The sequence below is a fragment of the Arthrobacter sp. Bi26 genome, assembly GCF_918697925.1.
In the GTDB taxonomy this organism is placed as follows: domain Bacteria; phylum Actinomycetota; class Actinomycetes; order Actinomycetales; family Micrococcaceae; genus Arthrobacter.
Genome location: NZ_CAKKMF010000056.1, coordinates 1 through 16,292 on the forward strand (window position 1 = coordinate 1; position 16,292 = coordinate 16,292).

Annotated in this window: 15 protein-coding genes and 1 pseudogene; 8 read left to right on the forward strand and 8 right to left on the reverse strand. The window is 66.3% G+C overall.

From position 1 onward, the window contains the following. The 3 genes and pseudogenes from LQV16_RS15010 to LQV16_RS15020 all read left to right on the forward strand — a co-directional run. A pseudogene (locus LQV16_RS15010) lies at positions 1–218 on the forward strand (lipoyl synthase); the annotation flags it as partial. A 90-nt stretch (positions 219–308) separates the two neighbouring features. Next, positions 309–1,070: a DUF4191 domain-containing protein gene (locus LQV16_RS15015; RefSeq protein ID WP_229994705.1), complete on the forward strand. Its 762-nt coding sequence runs from the start codon at positions 309–311 to the stop codon at positions 1,068–1,070. 139 nt (positions 1,071–1,209) lie between these two features. Further along, positions 1,210–1,572, forward strand: coding sequence for a DUF3817 domain-containing protein (locus tag LQV16_RS15020; protein WP_229994706.1), 363 nt, complete (start codon positions 1,210–1,212; stop codon positions 1,570–1,572). Positions 1,573–2,279: 707 nt separating this feature from the next. Here LQV16_RS15020 and LQV16_RS15025 read toward each other — a convergent pair. Then, positions 2,280–2,717, reverse strand: coding sequence for an RDD family protein (locus tag LQV16_RS15025; protein ID WP_229994707.1), 438 nt, complete (start codon positions 2,715–2,717; stop codon positions 2,280–2,282). 284 nt (positions 2,718–3,001) lie between these two features. Here LQV16_RS15025 and glnA (LQV16_RS15030) point away from each other — a divergent pair, with 284 nt between their 5' ends. Then, entirely contained in the window at positions 3,002–4,426 is a 1,425-nt protein-coding gene (gene glnA / locus LQV16_RS15030) for a type I glutamate--ammonia ligase (RefSeq protein ID WP_018772378.1), read from the forward strand. 113 nt (positions 4,427–4,539) lie between these two features. On the opposite strand, the gene LQV16_RS15035 is transcribed toward glnA (LQV16_RS15030), so the two are convergent. The 5 genes from LQV16_RS15035 to glnA (LQV16_RS15055) form a co-directional block, all read right to left on the reverse strand. Further along, positions 4,540–4,740, reverse strand: a complete 201-nt coding sequence (locus LQV16_RS15035; protein ID WP_229994708.1) for an AsnC family protein — start codon at positions 4,738–4,740, stop codon at positions 4,540–4,542. Between the two features lie 87 nt (positions 4,741–4,827). After that, positions 4,828–5,343, reverse strand: a complete 516-nt coding sequence (locus LQV16_RS15040; RefSeq protein WP_229994709.1) for a GNAT family N-acetyltransferase — start codon at positions 5,341–5,343, stop codon at positions 4,828–4,830. A gap of 49 nt (positions 5,344–5,392) precedes the next feature. Further along, positions 5,393–5,809 (reverse strand): VOC family protein, encoded by a 417-nt coding sequence (locus LQV16_RS15045; RefSeq protein WP_229994710.1) that lies wholly within the window; start codon positions 5,807–5,809, stop codon positions 5,393–5,395. A gap of 72 nt (positions 5,810–5,881) precedes the next feature. Then, a complete protein-coding gene (locus LQV16_RS15050; RefSeq protein ID WP_229994711.1) occupies positions 5,882–8,893 on the reverse strand; it encodes a bifunctional [glutamine synthetase] adenylyltransferase/[glutamine synthetase]-adenylyl-L-tyrosine phosphorylase in 3,012 nt (1,003 codons plus the stop codon). A gap of 9 nt (positions 8,894–8,902) precedes the next feature. Continuing rightward, complete coding sequence (glnA, locus tag LQV16_RS15055) at positions 8,903–10,243, reverse strand: type I glutamate--ammonia ligase (RefSeq protein ID WP_120954845.1); 1,341 nt, start codon at positions 10,241–10,243, stop codon at positions 8,903–8,905. 262 nt (positions 10,244–10,505) lie between these two features. On the opposite strand from glnA (LQV16_RS15055), the gene panB reads away from it, so the two are divergent. The 3 genes from panB (at position 10,506) to LQV16_RS15070 (ending at position 12,880) form a co-directional block, all read left to right on the forward strand. After that, positions 10,506–11,456, forward strand: coding sequence for a 3-methyl-2-oxobutanoate hydroxymethyltransferase (gene panB, locus LQV16_RS15060; RefSeq protein WP_229994712.1), 951 nt, complete (start codon positions 10,506–10,508; stop codon positions 11,454–11,456). A gap of 238 nt (positions 11,457–11,694) precedes the next feature. After that, positions 11,695–12,084, forward strand: a complete 390-nt coding sequence (locus tag LQV16_RS15065; RefSeq protein WP_229994713.1) for an SHOCT domain-containing protein — start codon at positions 11,695–11,697, stop codon at positions 12,082–12,084. A gap of 37 nt (positions 12,085–12,121) precedes the next feature. Beyond that, positions 12,122–12,880, forward strand: a complete 759-nt coding sequence (locus LQV16_RS15070; RefSeq protein ID WP_229994714.1) for an MBL fold metallo-hydrolase — start codon at positions 12,122–12,124, stop codon at positions 12,878–12,880. A gap of 31 nt (positions 12,881–12,911) precedes the next feature. Here the strand turns inward: LQV16_RS15070 and LQV16_RS15075 are convergent, their stop codons facing one another. Further along, positions 12,912–14,942: a phage holin family protein gene (locus LQV16_RS15075; RefSeq protein WP_229994715.1), complete on the reverse strand. Its 2,031-nt coding sequence runs from the start codon at positions 14,940–14,942 to the stop codon at positions 12,912–12,914. Between the two features lie 144 nt (positions 14,943–15,086). Next, positions 15,087–15,251, reverse strand: coding sequence for an SPOR domain-containing protein (locus tag LQV16_RS15080; protein WP_139164280.1), 165 nt, complete (start codon positions 15,249–15,251; stop codon positions 15,087–15,089). Positions 15,252–15,393: 142 nt separating this feature from the next. Here LQV16_RS15080 and map point away from each other — a divergent pair, with 142 nt between their 5' ends. Then, positions 15,394–16,272: a type I methionyl aminopeptidase gene (map, locus tag LQV16_RS15085; RefSeq protein ID WP_229994716.1), complete on the forward strand. Its 879-nt coding sequence runs from the start codon at positions 15,394–15,396 to the stop codon at positions 16,270–16,272. The last annotated feature ends 20 nt before the right edge of the window (positions 16,273–16,292 follow it).

A 16,292-nucleotide genomic window follows, 5' to 3' on the forward strand; every position in this document is an offset into this window, starting at 1 on the left:
AGCCGCAGGAATTCGTGGACCTGCAAAACGAAGCGGACGAGATCGGCTTCCTCGGCGTCATGTCCGGGCCCCTGGTGCGCTCCTCCTACCGCGCCGGCCGGCTCTGGGCCACCGCGATGCGCAAGAAAGGCTGGGAAATCCCGGCCGAACTCGCCCACATCGAAAGCTCCGGCAGCACCCGCCAGGAAGCCAGCTCACTGCTCGCGGCGCATTCCTGAATCCTGTTCTCAGACCCTTCCAGCCAAGGGCCGGCCCCGGAGTCATCCGGTGCCGGCCCTTGGCCGTCCATCACGTAGAATTAAGGCACTATGGCGAATTCCCCTGATCCCAGCAACTCCAGCCCGGCTTCCGATGCTCCGAAGCGCGGACTTTTCTCCCGCAAGCCCAAGGAAGCAAAGGCCAAGAAGCCGAGCCGGCTGAAGCAGATCGGCGAAGTCTTCCAGATGACGCGCCGCCACGATCCCATGGTTCCGTGGCTGATGTTGCTGGCTTTCCTCGGTGTTGTTGCGGTCAGCCTCCTGGTCGGCTTCCTGCTCGAAAACTGGATCACCGGCCTGATCATCGGCATCGCTCTGGGTGCCCTTGCCGCCACACTGATCCTGTCCCGCCGTGCCGAGCGCGCCGCGTTCGCTCAGATCGAGGACCAGCCGGGCGCTTCAGGCGCCGCACTGGGCACGCTCAAGCGCGGGTGGATCACCGAGGACCAGCCCGTCGCCGTGAACCCGCGCACGCAGGACGCCGTCTTCCGCGCCATCGGCCGTCCCGGCGTCGTGCTCGTCAGCGAAGGCCCCAGCAACCGGGTCAAGCCGCTGGTCGACGCCGAGCGCAAGCGTCTTGCACGCATCCTCCCCAACGTCACCATTCACGTGATCGAGAGCGGCCGCGGCGAAGGCCAGGTGCCGCTCAGCCAGATCGCCAGGAAGATGAACAAGCTCAAGGGCGAACTGACCAAGACCGAGGTCAGCGCCGTGTCCAAGCGCATTTCGTCGCTCGGCGGCCGTCTGCCCATCCCGAAGGGCATCGATCCCTACAAGGCCCGTCCGGACCGCAAGGCGGCCCGCGGACGCTAGGCCCTTCCCGCAGCCCATTAGTAGTGCAGAAACGCCAGTAACGCAGAAACGCCCCGGTTCACGGCCACAATCCGCCAGCCGGGGCGTTTCCATGACCGCCCGAGATCTACCTGACGGGTCCATGAACCAGGAGAACCGCATGACATTCCCACCGACCGCCATCATGATCCGCATCTTCCGGGGGCTGGCGATCGCCGAAGCATTCAGCTGGACCGCGTTGCTGGTCGGCATGGTGCTCAAATGGGTAACCAAGACGACGGAACTTGGCGTGGAGATTGCCGGTCCCATCCACGGCGCGTTCTTCATCGGCTATTCGGTCGCGGCCTTGAGCCTGTGGGCGAAGCTTCGCTGGCCGTTCCGGGTTGCCCTGCTCTCAGGCGTGTCCGCCGTCTTCCCCTTAGCGACCGTCTGGTTTGAACGTTGGGCCGGGCGCCGCGGTCACCTGGCGGTGCAGGCCGGAGAGGCCGCGCCGACGCCGGCCCAGGAGACGGCGGGGGTCTAGTTTTTGCCCGGGACCTCGGGTTCTGTGCGCCCTGGCACCAACACTGCGCCAATCTGACGCAGATGGCCGCTATGCGGGGAGGTTAGCGGCCATTCGTGGCAAACCGCCGCCAAACGGGGAGGTTAGCGGCCGTTCGTGGCAAGTGGACGAGGGACCGCCGCGCCCTGGCACCATCGCTGCGCCCATCCGACGCAAATGGCCGCTCTGCGGGGACGTTAGCGGCCGTCCGTGGCAAACGGACGAGGGGACCGCCGCGCCCTGACACCATCGCTGCGCCCCTCTGACGCATATGGCCACCATGCGGGGAGGTTAGCGGCCGTCCGCGGCGAACCGCGCCAAAACGGGGAGGTTAGCGGCCGTCCGTGGCAAACGGACGAGGGACCGCCGCGCCCTGACAACATCGCTGCGCCCATCCGACGCAAATGGCCGCTCTGCGGGGAGGTTAGCGGCCGTCCGTGGCAAACGGACGAGGGACCGCCGCGCCCTGACAACATCGCTGCGCCCATCCGTGGCAAACCGCCGCCAAACGGGGAGGTTAGCGGCCGTTCGTGGCAAACGGACGAGGGACCGCCGCGCCCTGGCACCAACACTGAGCCAATCTGACGCAAATGGCCGCTATCCGGGGACGTTAGCGGCCGTTCGTGGCAAGCGGACGAGGGACCGCCGCGCCCTGACGGCCTGGCACCGCCGCCGGACACGGGCAGGAGCTACATCCGGACGAGCACGGTATTCATGGCCTTGTCGTGGAGGCCGCGCTGGTCCGGGTCGAAGATGACGGCAGGGATAACCAGGCACAGCAGCAGAGTGCGCACCAGAGCCGCGAGCGGGCCTGCCGGGCCTCCGCCCAGCCGGACCACGTGGATCCCCACGATCCGGTGGCCGATGCTGTAGCCGAGGGTGCCGATCAGCAGGATCTGCTCGATGGCAAACACGGCAAGGGTGGCCCAGGAATCGCCGGCGAAGGCGAAATTGCTGATCAACAGCGCGATGCCCCAGTCAATGCAGATCGCCAGGATGCGCCGGCCGGCACGGGCGATCGATCCTGACCCGGCGTCGGGCAGCCCTAGGCGCTCCCCCGGGTACCTGGAGATGCCGGATGTGTCCGGCCCGGTGAGCCATGAACCGATGTCTTTGCGATCTACCACCCTCCAATCTTATCGGCTCTGGCATGTCCACAGTGTGGGCGGTAGGGTGTCACACTGTGGACCGTATAGGCCACAGTATGGACCTGCGGCTAGCGTTTACGTGTCAGGGCATTCTGTAACCTCCCCGAAACAATGCGGACACTGCGGGGAAATCCCATGTCCTTAGGGTGGTAACAGTTGCTAGCGACTGCGAAGCGGGGGAGTTTTTTTGCCTTCCCCGCTGTTGGACTGCGCTGGACCAATGTGCCTGACGGCCAGATTTTTCATATGCGTAAGGAGCATAGATGTTCAAGACTGCGGACGAAGTCCTCAAGTTCATCAAGGACGAAGACATCAAATTCGTCGATATCCGCTTCACCGATCTCCCTGGCGTTCAGCAGCACTTCAACGTGCCCGCCAAGAGCGTTGACGCAGACTTCTTCGTCAACGGCCAGCTGTTCGACGGATCTTCGATCCGCGGCTTCCAGGGCATCGCCGAGTCTGACATGCAGCTCATCCCGGACGTCACGACGGCGTTCATCGACACGTTCCGCATGGAGAAGACCCTTGCGCTGAACTTCTCGATCGTGAACCCGCGTACCGGTGACCCGTACCACCGCGATCCCCGCGGCGTGGCCGAGAAGGCTGAGGCCTACCTGGCTTCCACCGGCATTGCCGACACCGCGTTCTTCGCTCCCGAGGCCGAGTTCTTCGTCTTCGACAACGTCCAGTACCAGTCCTCGCCCCAGGGCAGCTTCTACAAGATCGACTCCGAGGAAGCGCACTGGAACTCCGGCCGTGAGGAAGAGGGCGGAAACCTCGGCTACAAGACCCCGGTCAAGGGCGGTTACTTCCCGGTCTCCCCCACTGACAAGCAGGCCGACCTGCGCGACGCCATGTGTGTTGCCCTGGACGAGGCCGGCCTTGAGGTCGAGCGCAGCCACCACGAGGTCGGCTCCGCCGGCCAGGCTGAGATCAACTACAAGTTCACCACCCTGACCCACGCGGCTGATGACCTGCAGAAGTTCAAGTACGTCATCAAGAACACCGCTGACGCCTGGGGCAAGTCTGTGACCTTCATGCCGAAGCCGGTTTTCGGTGACAACGGCTCGGGCATGCACTGCCACCAGTCACTGTGGACCGGCGGCGAGCCGCTGTTCTACGACGAGAAGGGCTACGCCGGCCTGTCCGACACTGCCCGCTGGTACATCGGCGGCCTGCTGAAGCACTCCTCCGCCGTCCTGGCCTTCACCAACCCGACGGTGAACTCCTACCGCCGCCTGGTCAAGGGCTTCGAAGCTCCGGTCAACATGGTCTACTCGCAGGGCAACCGCTCCGCCGGTATCCGTATCCCGATCACGGGCTCCAACCCGAAGGCCAAGCGCATCGAGTTCCGCGCACCGGACCCCTCCTCCAACCCGTACCTGGCGTTCGCCGCCCAGCTGATGGCCGGCATTGACGGCATCCGCAACCGGATCGAACCCCCGGCTCCGATCGACAAGGACCTCTACGAGCTCCCGGCCGAAGAAGCCAAGGACATCCCCAAGGCTCCGGGCACCCTGGAGGAGGCCCTGGACGCACTGGCCGAGGACAACGAGTTCCTGCAGGCCGGCGGCGTCTTCACCCAGGACCTGATCGACACCTGGATCGAGTACAAGTACGAGAACGAGATCCGTCCGCTCTCGCTGCGCCCGAACCCGTACGAGTTCGAGCTCTACTACGGCGTCTAGCTAGATCATGCGGCTAGGCCCTGCCTAGCCGGCCGGAATTCTCAGGACTTCCGAACAAAAAGGCCGGTCACGGGTTTCACCCGTGGCCGGCCTTTTTCTGAATCTTCCGCACCTCAGCGCTTTCCGTACTTCTTGTGCACCGCCTGCTTGCTGACACCGAGGCACACCGCAATCGCCTCCCACGACAGTCCGGCCTGCCGCGCACGCAGCACCACCTCGGTTTCTGTGCGCGCCAGTTCCTTATGGAGCTCCGCCACGGCGCACAGCGCCTCGGCCGGGCCTTTGCCGTCCATCGAGCCAATCAAGGTCTTCATGCCACACCTCCTTGCGTCAACCCTAGTTGACGGATGCGGAGGGCGTCAACGCACGTTGACACACCGGCTGGAGCGGACTCCAGATGGTCAGAATGCCCGGTACATAATGCGTTGCGGGCCGGCGTCGCCGCCTTCGTAGCGGCCGCGGTCCTCGAAACCGGCCTTGCGGTAAGCGGCCAGGCCGCCCGGGTTCAGTTCGTTGACGGAGAGTACGACGCCGGCCTGGCCGCTGCCCAGGCCCGCCGTCAGTTTGGCGGCCTCCCGCACTGAGGCCTCCGCGGCGAGGGCGCCGAGGCCCTTGCCCTGCTGACGCCGGTCGATCAGGAAGCCCCGCAGCAGCCAGGCGGAGTCGTCGTCAGGCCAGCCGGCGAGGCGCGCCGCTCCGGCCTGGAGGGTGAGGACTCCGACGGCGGTGCCGTTCTCATCCACGGCGAACGGATGCCGGGACTCTTCCTCAAGCGCGATCAGCATCATCCGCAGCGGCTCGCCGACGAACTTCAGCTGCCCCTCGCCGAGCTCCAGCAGCGCGATCTCCCCAAGTTTGATGGCCCGGGCGTCGTCGTCGAGGTTCTTCAAGGGCAGCAGCCACACATGTCCAGACATGTAGACAGCGTACCCGCGCAGGCGGCGCCTGCCGCCACGCGCAAAACAGCTACAGCGCAGCGTCCTTAGGCGGGCCGGCCGGATCCATCCAGAAGACTTCCCAGAGGTGGCCGTCCGGGTCCTGGAAGCTGTGCGTGTACATGAAGCCGTAGTCCTGGGCCTCCTCCGATGCCGTGCCGCCGGAGGTCAGGGCGGTACGGATGACGTCGTCCACGGCTTCGCGGCTCTCAAGCGAGAAGGACATGATGACCTCGGCGGTGTCAGCCGTAGCGCCGACGGACTTCGAGGTGAAGGTCTTGAAGTAGGACTCGACGAGCAACATCACGTACGCGTCGTCATTGACGATCATGCAGGTGGCGTTCTCATCAGTGAAGTCGGGGTTGAAGGAGAATCCCAGCGCTGTGAAGAACTCAACGGTCTTATCGAGATTCCGGACGGGAAGGTTCACAAACAGTTGCCTGGCCATCCGCCCAAGGTAGCACCGCACTGCAATCGTGTCAGTAGGGAGTTTCAGTAGCCGCGTGCCAGCCAGCAAGCGCTACTGGCCGTAGAAGACCCGCTCGAAAACTGCCCGGGCGCGGCGGCTCAACCGGAGGTAGTCCTCTTCCAGCGCCGCCGCGTTGCCCTGTCCATAGCCGCACCAGCGGGCCACGGCCTCAAGGTCGCGGCGGGAGGAGGGCAGCAGGTCCGAGGACCGGCCGGTCCAGATGACATTGGCCGAACGGATCCGGCTCGCCAGCCGCCAGGCGCGGAGGAGGATTACGGTGTCCCCCGCGTCGATCAGATCCAGGGCCGCCGCCGCCTCGAGCGCCTCCACGGTGGACGTGGTCCGCAGCTGCGGATGTTTGCCGGCGTGCCGGAGCTGGAGCAGCTGGGCCAGCCATTCGACGTCGCTCAGCCCGCCCCTGCCGAGCTTCAGGTGCCGGGCGGGATCGGCCCCGCGCGGCAGGCGCTCCGCCTCGACCCTGGCCTTGACCCGCCGGACCTCCCGCACGTCCTGGTCAGACAACGACTCCGGGTACCGGATGGTATCGATCAGGGCCACAAAATCCTCGGCCAGGGCATCGTCGCCGGCCATGGGACGCGCCCGCAGCAGCGCCTGGGCCTCCCAGACAAGGGACCACCGGCGGTAGTACTCGGCATAGGACTCCAGGGACCGCACCATGGGCCCGCTCTTGCCCTCGGGGCGCAGGTCAGCGTCCACCGCCAGCACCCGTTCGGCCAAAATCGCCGGTTTGAGCGGCTGGGTCAGCAGGCTGGAGAGCTTGCCCACTATCTGCAGGGCCTGCGCCTGTGCCTCCTCTTCCGGCACGCCGGGGAGTCCGCGGTGGACGTACATGACGTCGGCGTCCGAGCCGTAGCCGATCTCCCGGCCGCCCTGACGGCCCATCGCGACCACCAGCACGTGCGTCTTCAGCGGTTCCTCGGCGGTGATGATCGTCTCCGCCACGCGCAGCGCCCCCAGGACGGCCGCCCGGTCCGTATCAGCGAGGGCTGCCCCCACCTGGTCCTGGTCCAGCAGCCCCTCGCTGTCCGCAATGGCGATCCGCAGGATTTCCCGGCGCCGGATCAGCCGGATCAGCCGCATGGCACTCTCCGGGTCCGCGTGCCGGGACATCTTCGAGGTGATCTCAAGCCATTGGGATTCGAAGCTGAGCGGCACCAGGTCCTTGTCCGTGCCCAGCCAGGCCACGGACTCGGGTGAAACCTCCAGCAGGTCCGCGATCAGCCGGGAGTTGGCGAGCACGTGGCAGAGCCGCTCTGCCGCGACCGTCGAATCCCGGAGCATGCCCAGGTACCAGTGCGTCGTGCCAAGGGCCTCGCTGACGCGCCGGAAGGCGAGCAGCCCGGCGTCGGGGTCCACGCCGTCGGCGAGCCAGTCCAGCAGAATGGGCAGGAGCTGGCGCTGGAGTGCGGCGCGCCGGCTCACGCCGGCGGTGAGGGCCTCGATGTGCCGCATCGCACCGGGGGGATCGAGGTAGCCGAGGGCCGCGAGGCGGCCTTGGGCGGCTTCCGGAGTCAGGCGCGCCTCTTCGCTGCTCAGGGTGGCGACGGTATTGAGCAGGGGGCGGTAGAAAATACGTTCGTGGAGTTCCCGCACAGAGCGCTTGGTCTTTCGCCAGGCGGCGACCAGGGCATCCGGCTTGGGCCGCTCGGCGGAGAACGGTCCCAGGACAGCCTTGGCCAGGGAGCGCAACGATGCCTCGTTGACCGGCATGAGGTGGGTCCGGCGCAGCTGGAACAGCTGGATCCGGTGTTCGAGGAGGCGCAGGTAGCGGTAGTCGCGGTCGAACTCCGCGGCGTCCGACCGGCCGATGTACCCGCCCGCGGACAGCGCGGCGATGGCCGAGGTGGTGTCCCGGCAGCGCAACGATTCATCGGACTTGCCGTGCACGAGCTGGAGCAGCTGGACGGTGAATTCGACGTCGCGCAGTCCTCCGCGGCCCAGTTTGATCTGCCGCTGTTCCTCATCGGCTGGAATATGTTCGGTGACGCGGCGGCGCATGGCGCGGACGGATTCGACAAAGCCGTCCCGTCCCGCAGAGGACCAGATCAAGGGCGTCACGGCTGCCTCGTAGCGGGCCCCCAGGGCGGTGTCGCCGGCAATCGTCCGGGCCTTCAGGAGGGCCTGGAATTCCCAGCTCTCGGCCCAGCGCGCGTAATAGCTTTCGTGCGAGGCGAGGGTCCGGACCAGCGGCCCGGATTTGCCCTCGGGCCGGAGGTTCGCATCCACTTCCCACAGCCCGGGTTCGCGGCTCGTGGACATGATCGCCCGCGAGATCCCGGCAGCCAGGACGGTGCCGATGGTAGTGGCCAGGGTGTCTTCCAGCGCGCCGGAATCGATCACGTAGATGACGTCGACGTCGGATATGTAGTTCAGTTCGCCGGCACCGCACTTGCCCATGCCGATTACGGCGAGCCCGACGTCGGCCACCTCCTCGGCGTCGAACTTCTCCGCTGCCTCGGCCCGGGACACGGCGAGGGCGGCCTCGAGGGCGGCTCCGGCGAGATCTGCCAGTTCCGCTCCCGCGGCCGGCATGAAGTCCAGCGGATCGGCCGCGCACAGGTCCTTGATGGCGAGTTCCACGAGCCCGCGCCGGTAGGCGGTCCGCAGGGCGGCGTAGGCTTCCTGACCGCTAAGGGCCGCCACCGGCCGGGCAGATTTGGGGTCGGCCCGCACCGACTGCAGCAGCCGGGACCGCAGGGCCGCGGCGTCTGCGGCCAGCGGTTCCGGGCTGACCCGGACCTCGAAGGCGTCGAGGTGCTCGGGGTGGCGGATGAGGAACTCGCCCAGCGCCTCGGAGGCCCCCAGGACCCGGTACAGCGGTTCGCTGCTCTCCAGGTCCGCGACGGCAAGCTTGCGCAGCTCCGGGTGCTTCTCGATCAGCCGCACCAGGGACTGCAGGGCCGTGTCCGGGTTCGCCGCCAGTTGCAGCCCCGCGAACAGGGCATCCTGGTCGAGCCCCTCCAGCTCCCGGGCCGCCAGGAACCGCTCGCCCTTGTCCAGATCACTGAAGCCGGCGGCAATGAGGCGTCGTGCCAGGCTCATTGGGGCAGCCTACAGAATGCCGAGATTGCGTTGCAGCTCGTAGGGCGTCACCTGGAGGCGGTAGTCCTGCCATTCTGCACGCTTGTTGCGCAGGAAGTGCTCGAACACCTGCTCGCCGAGGATCTGCGGCATGAGTTCGGAATCCTCCATGGTCCGGATCGCGTCGTGCAGGCTCGCCGGCAGCGGGTCGTGGCCCATGGCGCGGCGTTCCGCCGAGCTCAGTGACCAGATGTCGTCCTCGGCCGCCGCGGGGAGCTGGTAGCCCTCCTCGATGCCTTTCAGGCCGGCACCGAGGAGCACGGCATAGGCCAGGTAGGGGTTGGCGGCGGAGTCGATGCCACGGTATTCGATCCGCGCGGACTGGCCCTTGCCGGGCTTGTACAGCGGGACCCGGACCAGCGCGGAGCGGTTGTTGTGGCCCCAGCTCAGGTAGCTCGGTGCTTCCCCCCCGCCCCAGAGCCGCTTGTACGAGTTCACGAACTGGTTGGTCACCGCCGTGAATTCGGGGGCATGCTTGAGGATGCCGGCAATGAACTGGCGCGCCGTCTCGGAAAGCTGGAACTCCGCACCGGCCTCGTAGAAGGCGTTGGTGTCTCCTTCAAAGAGCGAGAAGTGCGTGTGCATGCCGGAGCCCGGGTGGGCTGTGAAGGGCTTGGGCATGAAGGTGGCGTACGTGCCCTGCTGCAGCGCGACCTCCTTGATGACCGTCCGGAAGGTCATGATGTTATCCGCGGTCTGCAGCGCGTCCGCGTAGCGCAGGTCGATCTCGTTCTGGCCCGGCCCGGCCTCGTGGTGGCTGAATTCCACGGAGATGCCGACGGATTCGAGCATGGTCACGGCGGTCCGGCGGAAGTCCTGGGCCACGCCGCCCGGGACGTGGTCAAAATAGCCGCCCTCGTCCACGGGGACCGGCGATCCGTCGGGGCCCGGCTGCTGGGACTTGAGCAGGTAGAACTCGATCTCGGGGTGGGTGTAGCAGGTGAAGCCCATGTCCGCGGCCTTGGCCAGGGTGCGCTTGAGGACGTTGCGCGGGTCCGCGGCGGAGGGTTCGCCGTCGGGGGTCAGGATGTCGCAGAACATCCGCGAGGTGGCCTCGGTCTCGCCGCGCCACGGCAGGATCTGGAACGTGGCCGGATCCGGCTGGGCGAGCATGTCGGATTCAAAGACACGGGCCAGGCCTTCGATCGATGACCCGTCGAATCCGAGCCCTTCCTCGAACGCGCCTTCAACCTCGGCCGGGGCCAGGGCCACGGACTTGAGCGATCCCACGACGTCGGTGAACCAAAGGCGCACAAACCGCACATCGCGCTCTTCGATCGTCCGCAGGACAAACTCTTGCTGGCGGTCCATACTGGCCTCTTTCCGGTTCTTCCATCCGCCCCAGGCCCGCCTTTCATGGGCCCTGCGGCTGCTCACGGTTCACTTTACTAAGCATTGCCTCCGATTGCTGAAGCCGGACCCCCGCGTAACACACCGTTAACACAACGGCGGAGGATTTCGCGGCGTACGGCGGCGCTGCGCCGTCACGCGGACCGCCCTTGTGACGTGATTCACTGCCAACGGGGACGTTCCCCGGTAGCTGCGGCACTTCGTATCGCATTACGCTCGTGGCATGGCCACACCTAACAGCTCTGATTCCAGCACGCCCGCAGAACTTGCGGCCCCCTACGGCAACGGCCCGGCAGCGGCTTCAGCGGCCGTCCCATCCGGAACCACGGGTGGCGCCGGCGGCGGCACTGGCGGGGCTGCGGAGGCGCCCCGGAAGCCGGCGGCCAGGATCCGCACGCATCATCTGTACCAGGCCAAGGTCAACGGTGAGCGCTTCGCCATGCTCACCGCTTATGACCAGTACACCGCCGAGATTTTTGACCAGGCAGGCATCGAGGTGCTGCTGGTGGGCGATTCGGCGTCCAATAACGTCTTCGGCAACGAGACAAGCCTGCCCGTGACGGTGGACGAGCTCCTTCCGCTGTGCCGGGCCGTCGCCCGCTCCGCGCGGCGGGCTCTGGTGGTCGCGGACCTGCCGTTCGGCAGCTACGAGGTCTCCGCCCAGCAGGCGGTCGCCACCGGCGTGCGGTTCCTGAAAGAGGGCCTTGCCCACGGGGTCAAGATCGAAGGCGGAAAGTTCTACGCCGAGACCGTCCGCGCCATGGTCCAGGCCGGGATCCCGGTCATGGCGCACATCGGCTTCACCCCGCAGAGCGAGCACGCCCTCGGCGGCTACCGGGTCCAGGGCCGCGGCGATGACGCCCAGCGGTTGATCGACGACGCCGTCGCGCTGGCGGACGCCGGCGCGTTCTGCGTGCTCATGGAAATGGTCCCGGCCGCCACGGCGGCCGCCGTGGATGCCGCGGTCGAGGTCCCCACCGTCGGCATCGGCGCAGGCAGCGCCACTACGGGACAGGTCCTTGTGTGGCAGGACATGGCGGGCCTGCGCGGTGGAAAGATGGCGAAATTCGTCAAGCAGTACGCGGACCTGCGCACCTCGCTCAGCGACGCGGCGAAAGCTTACGGCGAGGACGTGCGCTCGGGCCAGTTCCCCGGCCCGGAGCACTCCTTCTAAGCCACCTCCGGAGCACTCCATCTCAGCCGCCCTGGTGCCCACAAGGCATTCGTTATTCGTATCCAAAGCGTGACCTGCGGCGATACCTCATCCTTCACGGGCGATGCGTTGCGTCTCCGGTGCGGGCAGGCTGGCCATTAAGGTCTGCATTAAGGCCCCAAGATGTTCCGCCGGCCCGGACGGTTTCATGCGCGAAGCGCTGGGTCAGGCTCCGGCGGACACGACTGGAGGAGTATCGATGGACACGAATAGCTTCTGGGACGTCCTGCTGTGGAGTTTCTGGTTCTTCATCTGGATCGCCGCGCTGATGGTGTGGTTCCGTTGCCTGATGGACTTGTTCGGCGACCACGAGCTCAGCGGCTGGGGTAAAGCCGGCTGGGTAATACTGCTGATCTTCGTACCCTGGCTCGGCGCCCTCATCTACCTGATCGCCCGGGGCCGCAGCATGGCCGAGCGGCAGATGAAGACACTGGCCCAGCAACAGGCTGCCCAACAGGAGTACATCCAGCAGGTCGCAGGCAAGTCGGCCAGTCCCGCCGCCCAGATCGCCGATGCCAGGGCGCTGCTCGATTCCGGAGCTATCAACCAGACCGAGTTTGATTCCCTGAAGGCAAAGGCCCTGGCCTGACGCGACACCTGACCTGGACAACGGGCGACGGCCCGGCATGAGAATCACCTGGCTTGGTCACTCCTCGGTGGTTCTGGATCTCGACGGAGTTCGGGTCCTGACCGACCCGCTGCTTCGTCCCCATGCCGGGCTGTTGCGACGCCTGGCACCGCGGCCGGCCCCGGAGTCGTGGAGCCGACCGGACGTGGTGCTGCTCTCCCACCTGCACCACGACCACGCCGAGCTGCGCTCCCTGCGCATGCTCCGCGGGGCAGCGCTGATGAGCGCTCCGGCGAACATTGCCTGGTTGCGTCGCAGAAAGCTGCTGCACACGGTTCCTTTGGGGGACGGCTGGACGCCGGTAGGCGGCGGGGTCGAGATTCGCCAGGTGCCCGCCGAGCATCGCAGCCGCCCTATGCCGCACCGTCCCAACGACGCCAATGGCCAACTCGTTCGGGGCCGATCGGGCATCGTCTGGATCGCCGGTGACACGGGTTTGTATCCGGAGATGGCCGCGATCCCCGCCATGGCGGGAGGGCCCATCGATGTCGCCCTGGTGCCGGTCTGGGGGTGGGGACCGAGGCTCTCGGCGGGACACCTGTCTCCGGAGAGCGCCGCCCGGGCTGTCGCGATGAGCGGCGCGCGATTCGCCGTACCGGTGCACTGGGGAACGCTGCACCCTCCGTTCGTCACACATTTTGCCCGGAGCTGGTTTGAGCAGCCCGGGCACCGGTTTGCTGAGGCCGTGGCGGAGCAGGCTCCTGGCTGCACGGCAGTGGTCCTCGCTCCCGGCCAGTCATGGGTAGCGCCCGAGTGAGTCGCTCAGCCCAGTCATTCAATCCAGTCACTCAATTGTGGAATGCCGTCGTGGCTCGTTGGCCGCAGGACTCGAGCATCCCCACCAGCACCCGGTGGAGTTCTCCGGCACCCTCGATCCGCTCGGGCAGCCCCGCCATGAGGTCGGCCGGGCCGATCAGCATGGCGCGGTCCTGCCAACCGCCGAGGCCCCCGTGGGATCCGACGAGGCCTTCGAATGCTGAGACGTCGTCGGTCACTGGATCGACCGCGCTGTTCACATATAAATCCGGTGCCTCGGGGTGCATCATCGCCCGGGCGAGCACCCGCGCCGCGTGGGAGCCGAAGCCGGCCAACGGATCGATGCCCTCCACCGCGCCGCTGGTGAGGTTGAGGCGCCCACCGCTTCCGATCGCCCACGACTGGCCGTCGTCATCAATGCCGGCGACAAACCCGACACCGGGATGGCCTGCCAGGCCCGGGATCAGGGCTGGCCACTGGCTCTCGAGGGCTCGGAGAGTCAAGCGCCGGTCACCCCGCACGTAGACCAGGCCCAGGTTGCCTGAACCCAACACGACCACCGGATCCTCGGCGTCGCCGGGAGCCGACGTCTGCTGCGCCTTGGTCAGCACCTTATCGGCACGGCCGGCCAGTTTCCCGGTCATCCCGCCGGCCGCAATGTCGCCGGCGATGGAGTCCGCGCGCCCAAGCCCCTCGACGGACGCGTCCACGTTCTGAACCTGTTCGTTCATCAGTTCCGCACACAGATCGCCGAGCGCCTGGCCATACCGGTCGGCGAACGGGGTGCCCTGGGACTGGCCGTGGTCCGAGAGCACCACCAGCCGGTAGCGGCGGGGGGCGGACCCGGCGAGCTGGGCCAGGGATCCGAGCGTGCGGTCCAGGCCATCGAGGGCGGCGAGGGATTCGGGCCGGAACATGCCTGCATGGTGGGCGATCTCGTCGTAGTCGACGTAGTCGACATAGATGACCTTCGTGCCACGACGCAGCTCCTCCGCCACCAAGGCCGTGTTCAGGTCTCGCAGCAGAGCGTTGGTGACGGCTCGCAGCAGGGCGAAGGTCCAGTCTCGATGCACACGCGGGTTGAGGTCACGCTTGACCTGTCTCCGGGCCTGCCAACGCTCCTTGAGGATCTCCGCGACTGTCCGCGTGAAGCTGCGCATGAATCCGTTCGGCGAAGCGAAAAACCACGCGAACGCACGACGGGTTTGGGTGGAACCGCGCCGGACCTCCACCCGGCTCATCGTCAATAGCGATCGGGGCGCGTCACCGGTGAACAGATTCGAAATGGAGACGCCGTCGTCGCAGAGCAGGCCTTGGCCGGTGCTGTGCCTTTCCTCGATCACCCGGGCGTCTGCCGGACGGTTGGCCACCAGGACCCGTTTGAGCTCACGGTCATACCACCGGAAGGCGGGGATCCCGTCGACGGTCCCGTGCAGAATGCCCAGCTGGCTGGCTGGCGTGGTGCACGGCAGCTGCGGAGTCCATTCACGGAACTGGTAATCCCCCGATGTCAGCCAGCGCCGGATATGGGGTACTGCCCCGGATTGGACCGCCCACTGCAGTACCGGGAAGGGGACGCCGTCGAGTTGCACGAACAGGACGCCGTCAACTTCCGGATCCGTCACCGTTTCCTGCCGGCGTGCCCTTCCGGCCAGCGAGGTGATGAGTCCGTCATCAGTCCCGGCCGTGGTGGCCCACGAGATGAGCGTGCCCACGACGGCACTGACCCAGGTCGCGGCAAGTGCGGTCCATGCCGTCGACTCGATGCCGGGCACCAGGCGGATGGCGACGTACATGATCAGGGCCTGCCCGATCAAAGCGGTGAGAAGCACCGCCAGCCAGCCCACCCGGGCGGAGATCTCCACCAGCGCGGGGCGGAGCACCAGACCGACGATGCCCGCCACTGCTGCCACTGCGGCGTAGGCCCACCAACTGGTTGCTGAGAACCCTGGCAGCAGGGCGCCGGTGATAATGAGGGCTGCAGTCGAAGCAGCCCAGGCAAGGGCCAGCCTGGCCAGGTCGGTGACTCGGGCGCCGCGGGTGCGGATAGCGCTGGTCGGCATTTTCTCAGTATGGCTGGCCGTAACCGGCTGGCACTCACCCTCGCAGGGTGAGAATGACAGGCTGAGAAAAATCAGCCCCCGTGCGCGTTGTCCGGTCTGCGATTGCCAGCGGATGCCCCCACCTGCGCGGCAGGCCGAAACAGGCTAGTCGTCCTCGTCCTTTTCCCACGCCTCGTTACGCGCCTTGACCTTCTCCAGGGCGTGTTCGGCTTCCTCACGGGTCTTGTACGGTCCGATCAACTGACTCCAGTCGGACATCGCGTCTTCCTCGATCTCGTGAGTGTTGACGTTGTACCAGTATTCGGGCATCGGGGTTCCTTCACTGTTTTTCCAGCTGTTTTCCTGCTGTTTTTGCTGCTCTTTCCGGATGTATTTTCCGGGCCCTATTTTCCGGACTCTGTTTTCCGGACTCTGTTTTCCGAGCTGTTCCGGCACCTTATATGATCAATCTATGCCTTCTCTAGCCTCGACTGCACCCATCGGCACGCTTGTCCCGGGGACAGTGAGCCCGCAGCTTCCCGTACCGCCCTCCATCCCGCGTCCGGAATATGTGGGCAAGCCGGCTCCGGCAAAGTTCACAGGCTCAGAGGTCAAGTCGGCAGAGACCATCGAAAAGATCCGGTTCGCCTCCAAGATCGCTGCCCAGGCCATCGTGGAGGTCGGCAAGCAAATCGAACCCGGCGTCACCACCGACCATCTGGACCGGGTTGGCCACGAGTTCCTGCTGGACCACAACGCGTACCCCTCCACCCTCGGCTACAGGGGTTTTCCGAAGTCCCTGTGTTCCTCCCTCAACGAGGTCATCTGCCACGGGATCCCGGACAGCACCGTGATCCAGGACGGCGACATCCTCAACATCGACATCACGGCCTTCGTCGGCGGCGTTCATGGCGACACCAACTACACGTTCCTGGTCGGCGATGTCGACGAGGAATCCCGGCTCCTCGTCGAGCGCACCCGGGAATCGCTGAACCGCGCCATCCGGGCCGTAGCTCCGGGACGCGAAATCAACGTGATCGGCCGGACCATCGAGTCCTACGCAAAACGCTTCGGCTACGGCGTGGTCCGCGACTTTACCGGACACGGAGTCGGCGAAGCTTTCCACACCGGGCTGATCATTCCGCACTACGACGCCGCGCCCGCGTACAACACCACCATCGAAACCGGTATGGTGTTCACGATCGAGCCAATGCTGACCCTGGGCACCGTTGACTGGGACATGTGGGCCGATGAATGGACCGTCGTGACCCGCGACCGCAAGCGCACTGCCCAGTTCGAGCACACCCTACTCGTCACGGAGTCCGGTGCCGAGGTCCTCACGCTGCCCTGACTGTCCCGCTCCACACGCTA